Genomic DNA, 16232 nt, shown 5'->3' on the forward strand with positions numbered 1-16232 from the left:
GGCCGCCCGGGCGGTGAGCGGGGGACGGGCCGGCGCCGGGCCGTTCGTCACCACAGGTCCGGGGATCGTCCCGGCCCGGCAACAACTTCCGTGATTGCACAGCCCGTTGGAGGTCACGCGCATACGATCACCGGCATGAGAGCAGTGATCGCCCCCTTACCGGGCGGCGCGCCCGCGCAGCTCGGAGGCCACCGGGTCCTGGGGGTCCTCGGGTCCGGAGGCATGGGGACGGTCTACCTCGCCCGCCGCCGCGGCCGGCCGGTCGCCCTCAAGACGATCAGGCCCGAACTCTTCCGCGACGCGGACCTGCGGGAGCGGTTCACCCGCGAGGCCGCGGCGGCGGCGGCCGTCCGCAGCCCCTTCGTCGCCACGGTGCTCGGTTCCTCGACCGACGGTCACATACCCTGGCTGGCCGCCGAGTTCGTCCCCGGAACCACCCTCGCCGACGCCGTCCTGCGCCACGGCCCGCTGCCGGAACCGGCCGTGAGCCTCCTGGCCGCCGCGCTCGGCCGCGCCCTGACGGCCCTGGCCGCGGCAGGCGTCGTACACCGCGACCTCAAGCCGTCGAACATCATCCTCGGCGCCGACCGCCCCCGCGTGGTCGACTTCGGGATCGCCCGGGTCACGGGCGACGCCACCTTGACCGCCACCGGGCAACGCCCCGGCACCCCCGGCTACATGTCACCCGAGCAAGTGGTGAAGGGCCCCCTCGGACCGGCGAGCGACGTCTTCTGCCTCGGGGCACTCCTCGTGTTCGCGGTGACCGGCCGGCACGCCTTCTACGACGGGGACCCGGCCCGCGCGGACTTCCGCATCGCCTACGAGGACCCCGACCTCACCGGTGTACCGGCCGGGCTGGAGCCCGTCGTCCGCGGCTGCCTGGCGAAACGGCCCGCCGACCGGCCCACCGCCGCGGAGGTGACGGCGGAACTCGACCCCGGGGGCTCGGTCCTGCGCCCCGCCGCCCGCTGGCTCCCGCCCGCCGTGACCGCCGACGCCGCCGAGATCGGACGGGCCGCCGCCGCACTGGGCGCCGGCCCGCGCCTGCCGTCCCGGCGCAGGCTCCTCACCGGTTCCGGCGCGGCCGTGCTCCTCGCCGCGACCGGCGCCACCGCCCTCCTGCGCCTCCAGGAGGGCGACGGCTCCGCCCGGACGCCCGCCCCCCGCTGGAGCGGCCCGCCCGGCACGGTGCCGCAACCCCTGTGGTCGTACGACGGCGCCGCCACGAAGCCCGGCTTCGGGCCCGCCGCCGCCGACGGACGGGTGTGCTTCGCGGACGGCGGCGGCGAGATCGCCCTCCACGACCCCGTCTCCGGCGAACGACGCGGACACGGCCCCGTGGTGAGGGACCTCCTCGGCGGCTCCCGGCCGGTCGCCCTGGACCGGGAGGGCACGCTCCTGTTCCTGGACGCCGCCACCGGCACGGTCCGCCACCGCGCGGCCCCGGGTGCGACCGCGCTGCTCGCCGCGGACGGGGACCAGGTGTACGTGCTCGACGACGCCGGCCGCGTGGCCGCGCTCGGGCGGTCGGACCGCGCGGTGCGCTGGCGCGTGCCCGCCCCGGTGCCGGGACCGGGGTTCTTCGGGGTCGCCGGACGAGGACTCGTACTCGTGGCCTCCGCCGCCGGCGGGGCGGCGGCCCTTTCCGCCGCCGACGGCAGCCCCCTGTGGCGGCGCCCGGCCGGAACCGACGGCGGGCGGGCGGTCCTGTCGGAGCACGCCGTCGTGGTGGGCGGCGGCAACCGGACCCTGAGCTGCCTGCGCCGGACCGACGGCGGACAGCTGTGGACCCTGCCGGCGGACGACAGCGCCGGATTCGGTGCGCCCGCGCTCGCCGGAGACACCGTGTACGTGGTGGACGGCCGGCAGCTCCGGAGCGTCGACGCGAAGACCGGAGCCCCCGCCTGGACCGTACCGGCCGCCGAGGAACTGGCCCAGGACCAGGCCCCGTTGGTGGCGGGATCCGGAGTCTTCGTGCCGCTGCGCAAGCCGGAGCTAGGCATCCTCGTGGTGCACACCGGGCGGGCGGCCGAACAGTACGTGTTCGCACCCGCCCCGGCGGGAGACGTCCCCGCGGACGTTCCCTGGCGGGGCGCGGTCGCGGGAGGCGGCGTGATCTGGCAACGCGGCAGCGCGGTCCGCGCCCTGCCGGGCATGTGACCGGCCCCGGCCGGGACGCACGAGGGGGAGGGGGACGCATGGAGGACGGACGACTGGGGGAGGGGCTGCTCCCCGGGGACCCGCGGTCGGCGGGACCGTACCGGCTGCTGGCCCGCTGGCCGGGACCACGGCCGGCCCCGCCGCTGAACGGCATGTACGCCGGCCGCGACCGGGACCACGGGCACGCCGTGGTCTGCCTGCTGCCCCCGGCCGCGTACGCGGCGGCCCAGGCGCTGCACAGGGACCCCGCGCCGGGAGTTCCGGCCGTACTGGGCCTGCGGACCGGAGCCGGACCCTCGTGGGCGGCCCTCGCCTACACCCCCGCCGTGTCCCTCTCCGACGTGGCGGGCCGGCGCCCCGGCGCGGAGTCCGGCGCCCTGTCCGCGGAGCAGTCGCTACGGCTCGCCGGGACGGTCGCCGACACCCTGGCGGCCCTGCACGCCCGGGGCATCGGCTACGGGGCGGTGGCACCCGACGGGGTCTGGCTCACCACGGGCCGGCCGCTGCTGATGGCCCTGCACGCCTGCCGCACGCTTCCCGGTTCCGAACCCGAGCCGGAACCGGCCCAGGCCCCGGAGCCGGCCCGGGACGGCCGGCCGCCGCGCCTCGGCGCACACCCCGGTCCGCAGCCGCAGAGCCGCGTGGCGACCGTGCCCGCCGCCTTCATGGCCCCGGAAGTGGCCGCCGGCCGGCCCCTCACCGCGGCCGCCGACGTGTACGCCCTGGCCGTGCTGCTGATCCACACGGCCACCGGCCGGCTCCCCTTCGGGGACGGCCCGCCACCCGTCCTGGCCTACCGGGCCGTCCACGACCGGCCCGAACTGCCCACCCTGCCCGCCGGCGTGGGGGAGGCCGTCGCGGCGGCGCTGGCTCCCGCCCCCGCCGACCGCCCCACCGCCGCCGAACTCCGCCGGACGCTGGCCCGGGACGAGGACGACCCGGACCGGCCCGCGGACCCGCTGCCCGGCCGGATCGTCGCCGCCCTGGCCGTACGCGCGCAGGAGATGGCAGACCTGGAGACGGACGGTGCGCCGGAAACCGCGTCCTCCGCGCCGGCCGGCGGAGCGGACCGGCCGGACGACGACCGGGCCCCGGAGCCGCGGCCCGCCACCGCCCAGGCCCCGCCCCCCGGCCCGGCCCCCGCCGCCCCGCCCGCGCCCCCCACCCGCCGCCGGGTCCTGACCGGCCTGCTGACCGGCGCGGCCGGCGCGGCCCTCGGGGTCTCCGGGACGCTCACCTGGTCGGCCCTGGCCCGGGACCCCGGCCGGCCCGCGGCACCGCCCGCGCCCGGAGCCGGCGGCGGTGCGGGCCCCCGCGTGCCCGGGACGCCGCCGGCCGCCCTGTGGCGCTTCGACGACAACACGGCCCGCACGCAACTCCTCCCGGTGAGCGGCGCCGACCGCTTCCTGACGGTGCGCGGCGAGATGCTGTACGGGCACGACCTGCGCACCGGCAAGGAGGTGTGGCAGCTGCCGGGCACGTCCATCGGCAGCCCGCCCGTCCAAGTACCCGGCGACCGCTTCCTGCTGAGCACCCGCGAAGGGCTGTCGCTGTGCTCGCTGCGCGACGGCCGCACCCAGTGGCTGCAGCGCTACGACGACCTCTCGGAGGTGCTCGCCGTGGAGGGCACCACCGCGTGGCTGAGCGTGGGGGACGGCACCCCGACCGGCGGACACCTGCTGGCGGCGTTCGACCTGAAGGAACGCAAGGAGAGGTGGCGGACCCCGATGCCGGACGGCTTCGACTTCTCCCTGTCCGTCGCGGTCGGCCCCGAGATCGTCGTCGTGGAGGTGCAGGTTCCGCAGCAGCGGCACCGCGACGTCCAGGCCGTCCGCACCCTGGCGATCGCGGGCTTCGACCGCAACGGCGGACGCATGCTCTGGCACCGCACCTACCCCGACGTGCACGGCGGCCCCTCCTCCGTGGTCGATCCGGCGGGCGGCGGACGGCTGTTCCTCCTCTCCGCGGGCCGCGCCCACGCCTACGAACTGGCCGGCGGCACCCGGCTGTGGGAATCGCAGGCCATCGTCGCCGGTACCAACGCCCCGCCCCTCTTCACCGGCGGCACCCTGTACCTCGTCGACGACGGCACGGGCCCCATCGTCGCCGTCGCACCCGACACCGGCCGCACGCTGTGGGACCAGACGCTCGACGAGAACCTGGAGTGGTTCATGCTCGGGCGCATGGCCGCCGGCGCCTCCGGGCGCAGCCTGTACCTCGCGACCCTGAACCGGGTCACGGCGACCGACCTGCCCTCGGGCAAACGCCTGTGGCAGACCGGGCTCGCCGGGGTCGAGGCCCGCGAACCGTTCCAACTCGCCACCGCCCCCGGCGTCCTGCTCATGGCCCGGCCGTCCGCCGTCGTCGCCCTCCCCGCGGACTGACCCGCCCCCACCCCCGCCCCGGGCCGTTCCCGTCGTACCCGCCGACACCCCGTCCAGGCCACCCCGCGCACCGCGTCCCGAAGGGTCCCACCGGTCATGTCCACGCTCCTGCCCCTCCTGCCCGACGATCCCGAACAGCTGGGGGAGTACACCCTCCTCGGCCGGCTGGGCGGTGGCGGCATGGGAACCGTCTTCCTGGCCCGCACCCCCGGCGGCCGCCTCGCGGCCGTCAAGACCGTACGGGCTGACCTGCGCGACAGGCCCGGCTACCGGGAGCGCCTGACCCTGGAGGCCGAGGCCGCGCGCTCCCTGGGCGCGGAGCACACCGCCGCGTTCCTCGGCGCGGACCCGGACACGGCGCGGCCCTGGCTGGCCACCGCGTACCTCATCGGGCCCTCGCTGGCCGAGGCGGTGGCGGCCGCGGGCCCGCTGACCGAACCGGCCGTCCGCCGGCTCGGCTCCGCCCTCGCCGCAGCCCTCGCCGCCCTGCACCGCGCCGGACTCGTCCACCGCGACCTCAAGCCGTCCAACGTGCTGATCACCGCCCGGGGCCCCCGGCTCATCGATTTCGGACTCGCCCAGGCCCCGGGCAGCCCCCGCCTCACCGAGGCCGGGGGCGTGGCCGGCACCCCGGCGTACATGTCACCCGAGCAGGCGCGCGGCGGACCGCCCGGCCCGGAGGGCGACGTGTTCGCCCTCGCCGCCGTCCTCGTCTTCGCGTCGTCCGGACACGGCCCCTACGACGCCCGCGGCCGCCAGAGCACCCTGCAACTGCTGCGCGACGGCGCGGCCCCCGACCTGACCGGCGTACCGGAGGGACTGTGCGAGGTGCTCACCGCCTGTCTGTCACCGCAGCCGGGCGAGCGCCCGTCGCCCGACCGGCTGCGGGAGCGCTGGGGGCCGTTCGACCCGGGGGAGTTCGCCGACCTGCTGCCGCAGGCGCTCCTCGCCGACCTGTCCCGCCGGATCGGGGACGTCGCCACGCTCGCTCCGGCGCCGCTCCGCGGCCCGGCCCCGCGCCGCGAGCTCTCCCGGCGCGCCGTGATCGCCGGTACGGCGGCCGCCGCGGTCACCGTGGCCGCGGGCGGCGCCTCGGCGCTGTGGTTCACCGGCAACCTTCCCGGCTCGGGTTCCGGCCCGGGCCGGGGCGGGCCGACGGCCTCTCCGGCTCCCGGCCGGACCACCCGCCCTCCGGGCACCGCACCGGCGCCGCTGTGGTCGGTCGCCACCCCCTTCACCGCCTCCCCGGTGGTGGTGGCCGACGAGGTCCTGATCCACCGGAACGACGTCCTGCGCGGGATCTCGACGGCCGACGGCCGGGTCCTGTGGGAGGCCCAGACCACCAGGGCCGACGTCACCGTGGCCGGCGACCGCCTCGCGGGCATCGTCTTCGACGAAGACGGCGACGCGAGCGCGGGTCCCGTCGACGCGCGTACCGGCCGCCTCACGGCCGAGGCCGCCGGCCCGGCCGTTCTCGGCGAACTCGCCTTCACCACCGACCTGCTGGCCGCCGACGCCGAGTGCCTCTACCTCCAGGCGTACTACCGTGCCGAGGACCAGAAGGGCCAGCCGTGGCTGTTTTCCTACGACCTCGGGGCCCGCAAGCTGCGCTGGCGCCAGCGCGTCGAGGGCTGGGTGCCCGACTCGAACGGGGCCCTGACCATGTCGGCGATCGTCTCCGGCGGCCGCCTGATCTGCTCCGATCCGGCGCGCGTCTTCGCCGTCGACCTGCGCGACGGCCGGCAGTTGTGGGCGGCGCGGGTCCGCACCGACCAGGAGGCGGCGTCACCGACGGAGTCGGGAGGCATCAACGCCCCCGTCGTCTCGGAGCGTTACGCCCTCGACTTCGAGGAGCGGATCACGGCGGTGGACCTGGCGACGGGCGCCGTGGCCTGGAGGCTGGAGCCCGAAGGGGAGAAGCTGATGAGCGCGCCCGTGTGCGCGAACGGCACGGTGTACGTCGCGGACGGATCGCTCCAGGCCCACGACGAGGCGACCGGGAAGAAGCTGTGGACCCACGACCCGGGTGCGTACGTCTCCATGCTGGCGCCTCCCGCCCCGTTCCGCGGCGAGATCCACGCCGCGGTCGGCGGTGGCGGGCAGGCGGTCGTCGCCGTGGACGTGGAAGGGCGCCGCACCGCGTGGACCCTGTCGGCGGGCTCCGTGAACATGCCGGACGGCCCGAACATGATCGGCCGGCGCGGCAACCGCCTCTACGCCCAGAGCACCGACCGCATCGCGGCGGTACCGCTCGACTGACCCGGTCAGGGCCGGTAGCGCAGGGGGTGGTCCTCCGGTACCTCCACCACGGCGATGTGCACGCCGTCCGGGTCGGCGATCCACATCTCGATCAGCCCCCACGGCTCGCGCAGCGGAGGCCGCAGGATCTCGGCTCCCCCGTCGCGGAGTTCCTCATGGGCGGCCCGCACGTCCGCGACCTGGAGCCACAGCCGCAGACCCGGCGCGGGCGGCGCGTCCGCGCGACCCGACACCTCCAGGAAGCCGCCGCCGAGGAAGTACACGGTCCCCCGCTCGGGACCGGTGCCGAACTCCCGGTAGACGGCGAGGCCCAGGGTGTCGCCGTAGAAGGAGCGCGAACGCTCGGGGTCGGTGGGACGCAGCAGAATCCGGCTGCCCAGTACGTGCACCATGCCTCCACTGTGACGCATGTGCCCTCGCGCCGGGCGCGAACACGGCCGGTTCGGTGCCGCGTCAGGACGTGTCCGCGAAGACCAGCTCGTATTCGACCTGCTGGAGGGGCAGCCCGTCACCGAAGTCGTGGGGCCGCGCCGCTCCGGTCTCGGAGAATCCGGACTTGGCGTAGAAACGGCGGGACCGGGGGGTGTCGCGCAGGGTCCACAGGTGCGCGCCGGCGGCTCCCCGCTCGCGCAGGTGGTGCAGCGTCGCCTCCATCAGCGCGGTGGCGATGCCGCTGCCCCAGCCGTCGGGGTGGCCGTAGAAGCTGTGGATCTCCATGAGGCCGGGCCGGTCCGCGGAGGGCCCGAAGAACGCGAGCGCCAGGGGGCGGCCGTCGAGTGCGGCGAGGAGCACCGTGTCGGGGCCTCCGTTGACGCGCGCGTGCCAGCGGGTGAGCCGGTCGCGGACCGCCCGGGCGGCGAATTCCGGGGCGAAGAAGGGAGCGTAGGCGGCCTGCCAGGCCGCGACGTGGATCTCACCGAGCACGTCCCCGTCCTGCGGGGCCGCACGACGCACTTCGATCATGCGGCCATGGTAGGGGGTGTCCGCGGGGCGCGGCCGTGTCCGCCGGTCAGGCCCCGTCGGTGAACGGGCCGCCGTCGCCGAAGGCGAGGCGGGCGAAGCGCGCGCCGATGCGCCGGTGGGCGGCGGGGTCCGGGTGCAGGTCGTCGGGCAGGGGCAGTTCGGCGTGGTCGTCCTCGCCGTAGAGGTCGAGGCCGTCGAGGTAGTACAGGTGGGGGTCGCTCGCGGAACGCTGCCGGACGATGCGGGCCAGTTCCTCCCGGATCACGGTGAGGGTCAGCTTTCCGGCGGCGGTCTCGGCGGGGTCACCGGTGGCCACGAACCGCAGGCGCCCCTCCCGCATCGCGCCGAGGTCCGGCGCGCTGGGCCCGGGGGTGTCCTCGTGGATCGGGCAGTGGATGGGGGAGACGACCAGCAGCGGGGTTTCGGGGTGTCCGTCCCGGACGGTGTCGAGGAAACCGTGCACGGCCGGGCCGAAGGCGCGCAGGCGCATCAGGTCGGTGTTGACGAGGTTGATGCCGACCTTGACGCTGATCAGGTCGGCGGCGGTGTCGCGGATCGCGCGGGCCGTGAACGGGTCCAGCAGGGCGCTGCCGCCGAACCCCAGGTTGATCAGCTCCGCCGCGCCGGCGGCCGCGGCCACGGCGGGCCAGGTCCCGGTCGGGGTGGCCGCGTTGGAGCCGTGGCTGATCGAACTGCCGTGGTGGAGCCAGACCTTGCGCCCGCCGGGCGGTACGGCGTGGACGGCGGCGTCGGTCCGGAGGGCGACCAGCAGGGTGGTCTCGTCGTGCGGCAGCCAGATCTCGACGTCCTTCTCGTCGCCGGACAGGCCGGTGAACCGCAGTGTCTCGACGGGGCCGGAGCGGAGCTGTGTGGTCCCGGCCGTCATGTCGACGGTGAGGGTGTCGCCGTCTGCCGCGGACGCCCGGCCCGCGAGCCGGCCGTCGACGAGGAGTTCGTACACGCCGTCCGGACGCGGCGGGGCACCGGCGTAGATCCGCTTGGTCGCCACGACGTCCAGTTCGACGGCGGTCGCGCGGGTACGGAAGACCAGCCGTACGCCGGAGGGCTGCGACTCGACCATGGCCAGCTGGGCGTCGGGGATCTGGAGCCGGGCCCGAGCGGGCAGCCGGTGGGGCAGTACACCCCGTTCGGTGTGCTCCAGGTCGAGCGCGCCGCGCAGCAGGGCGGCGGTGACGGGGGTGGTGGTCCAGGCGTGCCCGGTGTTCATGTCCTCGGCCTCTGCGATCGGGTACGGGGGGCGGTCGGGCGGGGCTGGTCAGGAGGCGGCGGCCAGGAGCGCAGCAGGGCGTCGAGCGCGTGGAGGATCTCCGACCAGCTCTCCTGCGCGTCGGGGGCGCTGTGGCTGAACCCGCCGGCGCCCTCCAGGCGGGCGTAGCCGCTGAAGACGCTGCCCAGCAGTCTCACCGCGTGCGTCTGCTGGGGCTCGGCCAGGTCGTAGCCGCGCAGGACGGCCCTCATCAGCTGCGCGTGCCGTACTCCGGCGCTCGCCGCCGCCGTTTCCGCGTCGAGCCGGAACTGCGAGGCGGCGAAGCGGCCGGGGTGTGCGAGGGCGTAGTCGCGGTAGGTGTCGGCGAAGGCGGTCAGCGCGTCCTTGCCGGCCCGGCCGGCGACGGCTTCGGAAGCCCGGTCGGCGAGTTCCTCCAGGGCGAGCAGGGCGATCCTGGTCTTGAGGTCGTGGGCGTTCTTCACGTGCGCGTACAGGCTCGCCGTCCTGACGCCGAACCGCCGGGCGAGCTCGGTGGGGGTCGCCTGCTCGAAGCCGATCTCGTCGGCGAGTTCGGCGCCCGCCCGGACCAGCCGCTCCGTCGTCAGCCCTACCCGCCCCGTCCGCTCCACGACCGTTCCCGTCCCTCCGGACCGCCCTCACCCTTACCAGAGTGGATTATTCATTCACCTAAGCTGATTAGGCAAATCGGATCGGTCTGTGGCCGACGGCCGGCGGCCGGCGCCCCCGGCTCCCGGTCGACACGTGCGAGCGGGCGGAGGACGATGGAGGGGACGGACTTCCCCGGGGTGGACCGGTACGTGCGTGGGGAGCGCACCCGTCGCGCGCGCTGTCAGGGCGCGGCTGCCCGGTCGCCCGAGTCCGTGAGTCCGCCATGCCGCGGTCCTTCCGGTCCTTCACACCTTTCCCACCATCAGGTGAGGACAACGAAGATGAACAAGCGCACTCGAATCATGCTGAGCACCCCCCTCCTGGCCTTTTCGCTCGCCCTCGGGCCCGCCGCCGCGGCGGTATGGGCCGCGGCCCCGCAAGCCCTGCCCGCCGCGGAATGTCTCGTCGAAGGCAAAGCGGGCGACGCGACCAAGGTGATCGTCACCGGCGAAGGCTTCACGAAGGGCACCAAGGTCACCGTCGACCAGACCGACGGCGTCGGCGGCGTGCTGGTCACCGTGGGCGAGGACGGCAAGTTCGCCACGGGTGACCTGCCGGCCGGCAAGTACGCCGCCGTGGGCGGCGAGCTCAAGGCCACGTGCCTGGGCGGCCAGGCGGCCCAGGACTCCGTCAACCAGAAGGCCATCACCGCGGCGCAGAAGGCCGGGGCCATCGAGGGATGGACCATCGGCAAGGAGCTGGCCCAGGCCGGCAACTGTGACGAGAAGCCGATGGCGAAGAAGGTGCCGCAGGGCCTCGTGGCCGATGCGGCAGCCCAGAAGGCGGCCCAGGAAGCGAAGCAGAAGGCCTTCGACACGGCCTTCTTCGCGGCCATCAAGAGGTACTGCACCGACTAGTCGGCGGCGCAGCCCACCCGGCGGCCACGAGCCGCGATCCGACCCGTCCACCACCCCGCGCGCGTGCCGTTGCCGTGACCACGGCAACGGCACCGTCACGTCGGGGCCGACCGGCCGGCGTCGGGGCCGGCCTCCCTTCTCCGACGCGGCGGGCGTCGGGCCCGACGCCTAGAATGGAAGCGTCTCCCTTGCTGCGTTCGCCCTGGTCGCCAGCCGCCCGCGCGCACCGCGCCGGGGACCGGCTGCGACGTCACCGAGGAGCGGCACCGGACTACGGACCGGGGCCGCCGCCAGGGTCCCGTGAGCGGGCCGCGAACGGGCAACGCCCGGGCGGGACCCGCCGGTCCGAGAGGACGACCACGATGCAGTTCAGCCGACGGCGCGCGCTCATCCCGCTCGCCCTGCTCTCCGCCCCCACGTTGCTGTTGCTGACGGTCGTTCCGGCCGCCGCCCAGTCACCGGCTGCGGTTTCCGCGGCCCCCGCCGCCGTGACCGCGCCGACCGTCTGCCACGGCCTGACGACCGGCGCCCAGGACCCCTATCACCGGGGTTGCCGCGAAGGCTACCTCCAGGGTTCCAGCTCCGGTTTCCGCGACGGCAAGCCGCCCATCTGCCGCAAGGTCCTTCCGCCGCTGACCCCGCCCAACCCGAGCGCTTTCGTCCAGGGCAAGGCCCAGGGCTACAAGTACGGTTACGACCAGGCGTACGCCAAGTCCGAGGCGGCCAACCGGGCCGCGTGCCAGGCCATGAACAAGCCGCAGGCGCCCCCGCCTCCCGCCAAGCAACCGCCCCAGCAGACCGCGAGCAGCATGGCCGCGGCCGGACAGGCGGCGGGGAAGGCCTGGGGCACCCAAGAGGGCACGGCCTGTGTCGCGGCCCGTACGAACGCCCGCCTGGTGCCGCCGAAGCCCCCGGCCGACCCCCTGATCCTCGCCTATCAGAACGGCTACGCGGTGGGCTACGACACCGCCTACGACGAGGCGTTCCGCCAGAACTGCCTGAACAAGTGACGGCCTCGTCGGGGCGCCCGCGGGTCCGCTCCTGAGCGGCCGGGCGCGGTGGCCGGTACGGTGCCGCGCGGCTGCCGTCGGGCCCGCTGCCCGGGGGCGGCGGTCCGAGCGTCGCTGCCGGGGGTCTGCCGGGCCGCCCCCGAGGGGCCGGCGGGGAAGTACTCCGGACCTCGGGGTGGCCGGCTGCCGTGCGGATCCCGGACGGCAGTCCGATGGTGCGGCGGCCCGGTCGCCGTGCCGGGGGGACGGCAGGGGCGACGCGGGGCCGGACGACGGGGACCGGTTCGCTGTCGGCGTCGATCCCCGTCGCCTACGCGTATGACCCGAAGGGCGGCGCACAAACGCGCGAGCACCGCCCGTCTGAAACACCGTCCGCCTGACCCGGTGTCAGCGCGGAGCGCTGGAGCACCCGCGCGGTGCCCCCCGCGGACACCGGCGGGGTACGGTCCGAAAACCGGTGGTCCCGGAGGATCAGGTGGATATCCTCACTTTCCATCGCGCGGGCGACGTACTCCTGGAGGCATCATGAGCGAGCGGCCGGTCCTTCTGCCCTACGCCGATCCGGCCTTCGTCGCCGACCCCTTCCCGCTGTACCGGCAGCTGCGGGAGGACGGCCCCGTGCGCCGCGCCGTCGTCGCGGGCGGCCTGGAGGCCTGGATCGTCACGCGCTACGAGGACGGACTCGCGGCCCTGTCCGACTCCCGCCTCAGCAGTGACGTGCGCGACGCCTCCGACACCCGGCTCCTGCGGCAGCTGCCCGACACCGAGCGCGAGTCGATGCTCAGCAACATGCTCCGCAGCGACCCGCCAGACCACACCCGCCTGCGCCGCCTGGTCTCCAAGGCGTTCACCGCCCGCCGGGTGGCCGGGATGCGGCCCCGGATCCAGGCCGTCACCGACCGGCTGCTGGACGCCGTCGTCCCGGCCGGCCGCGCCGACCTCGTCGCGGAGTTCGCGCTGCCGCTCCCGGTCACGGTGATCAGCGAACTGCTGGGCGTGCCGGTGGACGACCGTCATGACTTCCAGCGCTGGACCGACCGCATGATCATGCGCGGCGCGGAGCCGCCGGACGCGGCCGTGGTGAACGAGGCCTGGCAGCACATGCGCGCCTACGTGACCGAGCTCATCCAGGCCAAACGGGCACACCCCGGCGACGACCTGCTCAGCGACCTCGTCACCGCCCGGGACGAGGAACAGCAGCTGACCGAGGACGAGCTGATCGCCATGGTGTTCCTGCTGCTGGCCGCCGGGTACATCACCACGGTCAACCTGATCGGCGGCGGCATCGCCATGCTGCTCGCCCACCCCGCCGAGCTCGACCGGCTGCGCTCCGATCCCGGTCTGCTGCCCGGCGCGATCGAGGAGTTCCTCCGCTACGACGGCCCCGTCAGCCCCGGCATCGCCCGGTTCGCCCGCGAAGACGTCGAGATCGCGGGCGTCACCGTCCCGCGCGGCGCGACCGTGCTGATCGCCTCGGCCATCGCCGACCGCGATCCGGCCCGGTTCCCCGACCCCGACCGCCTCGACATCACCCGGCAGGACAACGCCCACCTCGCGTTCGGGCACGGCATCCACTACTGCCTGGGCGCGCCGCTGGCCCGGCTGGAGGGGCAGATCGCCATCGGCACCGTCCTGCGCCGGCTCCCCGGCCTCGCCCTCGCCGTGGCGCCGGACGAGATCCCCTGGCGCCCCGGCGGCCTGCGCGGCCCCCAGAGCCTGCCGGTGACCTTCACGCCCGGCGGCTGACACCGCCGGCCGGGCCGCCCGCCCGGCCGGCGTACCGCAACCACCCGCGTCACCACCCCGCCGGGGCCCCGGCCAGTGCGGCGCTCAGGCGCCGGGCCTCGGCGGCCGGCCGGGACGACCCGGGGCGGGCCGCGACCGCCGCCACCGCGGCCGGGACCGGGCCCGTGGCCCCGGACCGCTCCACGCACTCGGCGGAGACGGCCAGGACCTCGCCCGCGCCCCGCACCGAGGGCAGCAGGGCCGGCAGCACCTCGGCGAGGACGGCCCACACGGTGGCGTACGCGCCGGCCGCCGCGGCCGAACGGGCCGCGTCCGCCAGCCGGTTGGGCTTGACTGTACCCAGGGCCGTCATCGCGGCCAGCTCGCGGCCGAGCAACGGGGCGTCGAGGTCACCGCGTGCGGCCAGGACCAGCAGGGCATCCACCGCCGGGCGCCGGCTCTCCGGGTACCGCCCGCCCAGCCCCGCCGCCACGGCGGCGTGCAGGCCCGGGCCGGCGGGCCCGCCCAGCCGGGCGAGGTGCGGCAGCATCCAGGCGCCGCCGTGGTCACCGGCCGTCGCGGCCAGCGTCACGTCCGGCAGCAGCCACGCGGCCTGGCCGTCCCGGTCCTCCGGCAGCACCGCCGCCCGTACGGCGTGCCCGTCGTGCCAGTGGTAGCAGCGGGTGAACCCCTCGTGCGGGCGGCCCAGCCAGTGGAAGGCCTCCGGGAACTCCCGCCGCAGAAACGGCCGTTCAGCCGTGGCGTACACGACCTGCGGCGCGGCGGCGCCGGTCCGCGACCACGCCCGGTGCGCCTGCGGATCGGGCGCGACGACCCGGCGGAGCGCCGGGCCCGGCTCACCCTCCCCGCCGATCCAGGCGGCCAGCCGATCGCCCTCGCGGGTCCCGAGCCGGGCCGCCGCCCCGGCGGCCGCCGACGCCGCCGGACCTCGACGGCGTACGCGCAGCAGCGCCTGCCCGAAGTCGGCCGGCCCGGGCCGGACGCCCAGCCGCCCGTACTCCACGAGCCGTTCGACCAACTCGGCCGCCTCCAGCGCGCCCGTCTCCCAGGTCGGCGTCGCCAGCAGGAACGGCAGGGGGTGGCCGGACAGCAGCGCGTACCCGATCTCGCGCACCCGCGCTGCCGTGACCAGCTCCAGCCCGCCCTGCGCGCACTCCTCGTGCCCGCGGTGCCGGCGAACGTACTCGGGCTTGAGGCTGTACCCCGGTACCCGCCACAGCAGGGTGGCCACCACCACGTCCAGCGGGGCGAGCCGGTGCGCCTCCGTCTCCTCCTCCGTGTAGCGGTGCCCCAACGCCGTGGACAGGGCCTCCGCGAGCGCGTGCCGGTTCCGGTGCGCCTGCCGTACGAGCCCGTCGAGAGCCCGCTCGAAACCGTCCACGGTGTGCGGGCGGGCGTCGAAATGAGCTGCCGTCAGCCCGACGGTCTCGGCGAGCCCCGCGGGCGCGGCGGCGAGCCGACGCACGGGCGGCACGGGCGGGAGGGCGTCCTGAGCGGCGGTCCAGATCATGCGGCCACGCTAAACGCCTCCACTGACACGGCGCCCCGCCGGGGGCCGTAACGCTCCACCGCTGCCCGTCGGCCAGGAGCTGACGCAATCAAGCCCTTCTCCACGGATCCCGCCGCCCGGTGGGGGAGTGCCGCCGGATCCCGGGCAGACGGGACCGGGGCCGGCGGGCGCGCGGCTGCGGCCGCAGGACGGTCGCCGCGCGTGCCCGCAGGGCCCGCCCGTACGCGAACGTCCGATGTCCCGATGTCCGATGTCCGAAGGAGAGAACGCCCATGCTGATCACCGTGACCCGCTCGGGGGGCTTCACCGGTGTGGAGAAGACGCGGGAGGTCGACACCTCCGCCCGCCAGGACGCCGCGGAATGGGAGGGGCTCGCGCGCCGCGTGCTGGCCCCGCCGGTGGCGGACGCGTTCCACTACCGCATCACGGTCGACGACCAGGTGCTCGACGTCGACGAGACGGCCCTGACCCGGGAACAGCGGGAGCTGATCCGCGCGGTCCTCGCCGACGGATCCTGACCCCAACCCGGTCCAACCCGGTCCACCCCAGGCACTCCGGTCCGCCCCGCGGCGGAGGGCGTGCGCCGGGCGGGGCGCCGGTACGACGTCACGCCTCCGGTCTGGGAGGATGAGTCGCATGGGTGTCCGGAGCAGGAATCAGGTGAGCGTGAGCGGCCGGGCCGGGGGCCCGGTCGTGGTGCTGGCCCACGGGTTCGGTTGTGACCAGCACATGTGGCACTCGGTGGTGCCGGCCCTGGAGCGCGACCACACGGTCGTGCTCTTCGATCACGTGGGGGCCGGCCGCTCCGACCTGTCGGCGTGGAGCCGGGAGCGGTACTCGACGATGGACGGGTACGTCGAGGACGTACTGGACGTCTGCCGGGAGGTGGGGCCCGGCCCGGTGGTGTTCGTGGGCCATTCGGTGAGCGCCACCATGGGTGTACTCGCCGCGGCGCGGGAGCCGGAACTCTTCGCGGGGCTGGTGCTGCTCGCTCCCTCGCCGTGCTTCATCGACGATCCGGCCACCGGCTACCGCGGCGGGTTCAGCGCCCCGGACATCGAGGAGCTGCTGGAGTCGCTGGACGCGAACTACCTCGGCTGGTCGGGGGCGATGGCCCCGGTCATCATGGGCAACCCGGAGCGCCCCGAGCTGGGGGAGGAGCTGGCGAACAGCTTCTGCCGCACCGACCCCGAGATCGCCCGGGTCTTCGCCCGGGTGACCTTCCTCTCCGACAACCGCGCCGACTTGGAAAAGGTGACCGTTCCCACGCTCGTCGCGCAGTGCTCCCACGACGCCATCGCCCCGCCGGAGGTGGGCGCGTTCGTCCACGACCGGATCCCCGGCAGCCGTCTGGTCACGCTGACCGCGACGGGACACTGCCCCCAGCTCAGCGCTCCCGACGAGACCACGGCCGTGATCAGCGCGTTCGTGCGCTCGCTCGCCTGA

The 16232-nt window shown here is 75.6% G+C and carries 13 protein-coding genes; 8 read left to right on the forward strand and 5 right to left on the reverse strand.

Going from position 1 to position 16232, the window contains the following annotated elements:
- The first annotated feature begins 135 nt into the window (after nt 1-135).
- From AC07B0_RS01905 to AC07B0_RS01915, 3 genes are all read left to right on the forward strand, one after another.
- Nucleotides 136-2160 (forward strand): protein kinase domain-containing protein, encoded by a 2025-nt coding sequence (locus AC07B0_RS01905; protein WP_469378801.1) that lies wholly within the window; start codon nt 136-138, stop codon nt 2158-2160.
- A gap of 38 nt (nt 2161-2198) precedes the next feature.
- Nucleotides 2199-4544, forward strand: a complete 2346-nt coding sequence (locus AC07B0_RS01910; protein WP_469378799.1) for an outer membrane protein assembly factor BamB family protein — start codon at nt 2199-2201, stop codon at nt 4542-4544.
- A 96-nt stretch (nt 4545-4640) separates the two neighbouring features.
- Nucleotides 4641-6803 carry a protein kinase domain-containing protein gene (locus AC07B0_RS01915; protein WP_478896216.1) on the forward strand — a complete coding sequence of 721 codons (2163 nt, stop codon included), beginning with the start codon at nt 4641-4643 and terminating at the stop codon, nt 6801-6803.
- Between the two features lie 5 nt (nt 6804-6808).
- On the opposite strand, the gene AC07B0_RS01920 is transcribed toward AC07B0_RS01915, so the two are convergent.
- From AC07B0_RS01920 to AC07B0_RS01935, 4 genes are all read right to left on the reverse strand, one after another.
- On the reverse strand, nt 6809-7195 hold the full coding sequence (locus AC07B0_RS01920; RefSeq protein WP_356878138.1) for a VOC family protein: 387 nt from the start codon (nt 7193-7195) through the stop codon (nt 6809-6811).
- Nucleotides 7196-7256: 61 nt separating this feature from the next.
- A complete protein-coding gene (locus AC07B0_RS01925; protein WP_356878139.1) occupies nt 7257-7766 on the reverse strand; it encodes a GNAT family N-acetyltransferase in 510 nt (169 codons plus the stop codon).
- A gap of 46 nt (nt 7767-7812) precedes the next feature.
- Entirely contained in the window at nt 7813-8994 is a 1182-nt protein-coding gene (locus tag AC07B0_RS01930) for a GDSL-type esterase/lipase family protein (RefSeq protein ID WP_469378794.1), read from the reverse strand.
- A complete protein-coding gene (locus AC07B0_RS01935) occupies nt 8991-9623 on the reverse strand; it encodes a TetR/AcrR family transcriptional regulator (RefSeq protein ID WP_469378792.1) in 633 nt (210 codons plus the stop codon). The genes AC07B0_RS01930 and AC07B0_RS01935 overlap by 4 nt, the downstream gene beginning before the upstream one ends.
- A gap of 321 nt (nt 9624-9944) precedes the next feature.
- Here AC07B0_RS01935 and AC07B0_RS01940 point away from each other — a divergent pair, with 321 nt between their 5' ends.
- From AC07B0_RS01940 to AC07B0_RS01950, 3 genes are all read left to right on the forward strand, one after another.
- Nucleotides 9945-10520: a hypothetical protein gene (locus AC07B0_RS01940; RefSeq protein WP_356878142.1), complete on the forward strand. Its 576-nt coding sequence runs from the start codon at nt 9945-9947 to the stop codon at nt 10518-10520.
- Between the two features lie 362 nt (nt 10521-10882).
- On the forward strand, nt 10883-11530 hold the full coding sequence (locus AC07B0_RS01945) for a hypothetical protein (protein ID WP_467292305.1): 648 nt from the start codon (nt 10883-10885) through the stop codon (nt 11528-11530).
- A 525-nt stretch (nt 11531-12055) separates the two neighbouring features.
- Nucleotides 12056-13276, forward strand: coding sequence for a cytochrome P450 family protein (locus AC07B0_RS01950; protein WP_356878144.1), 1221 nt, complete (start codon nt 12056-12058; stop codon nt 13274-13276).
- 49 nt (nt 13277-13325) lie between these two features.
- On the opposite strand, the gene AC07B0_RS01955 is transcribed toward AC07B0_RS01950, so the two are convergent.
- The gene (locus AC07B0_RS01955) at nt 13326-14786 is read right to left on the reverse strand and encodes a DUF7824 domain-containing protein (protein WP_478896219.1); all 1461 of its coding nucleotides are present in this window, start codon (nt 14784-14786) and stop codon (nt 13326-13328) included.
- A gap of 272 nt (nt 14787-15058) precedes the next feature.
- Here AC07B0_RS01955 and AC07B0_RS01960 point away from each other — a divergent pair, with 272 nt between their 5' ends.
- Complete coding sequence (locus tag AC07B0_RS01960; RefSeq protein WP_356878146.1) at nt 15059-15304, forward strand: protealysin inhibitor emfourin; 246 nt, start codon at nt 15059-15061, stop codon at nt 15302-15304.
- 118 nt (nt 15305-15422) lie between these two features.
- Nucleotides 15423-16232 (forward strand): alpha/beta fold hydrolase, encoded by an 810-nt coding sequence (locus tag AC07B0_RS01965; RefSeq protein ID WP_478865247.1) that lies wholly within the window; start codon nt 15423-15425, stop codon nt 16230-16232.

Source organism: Streptomyces sp. NPDC044704 (assembly GCF_056433525.1).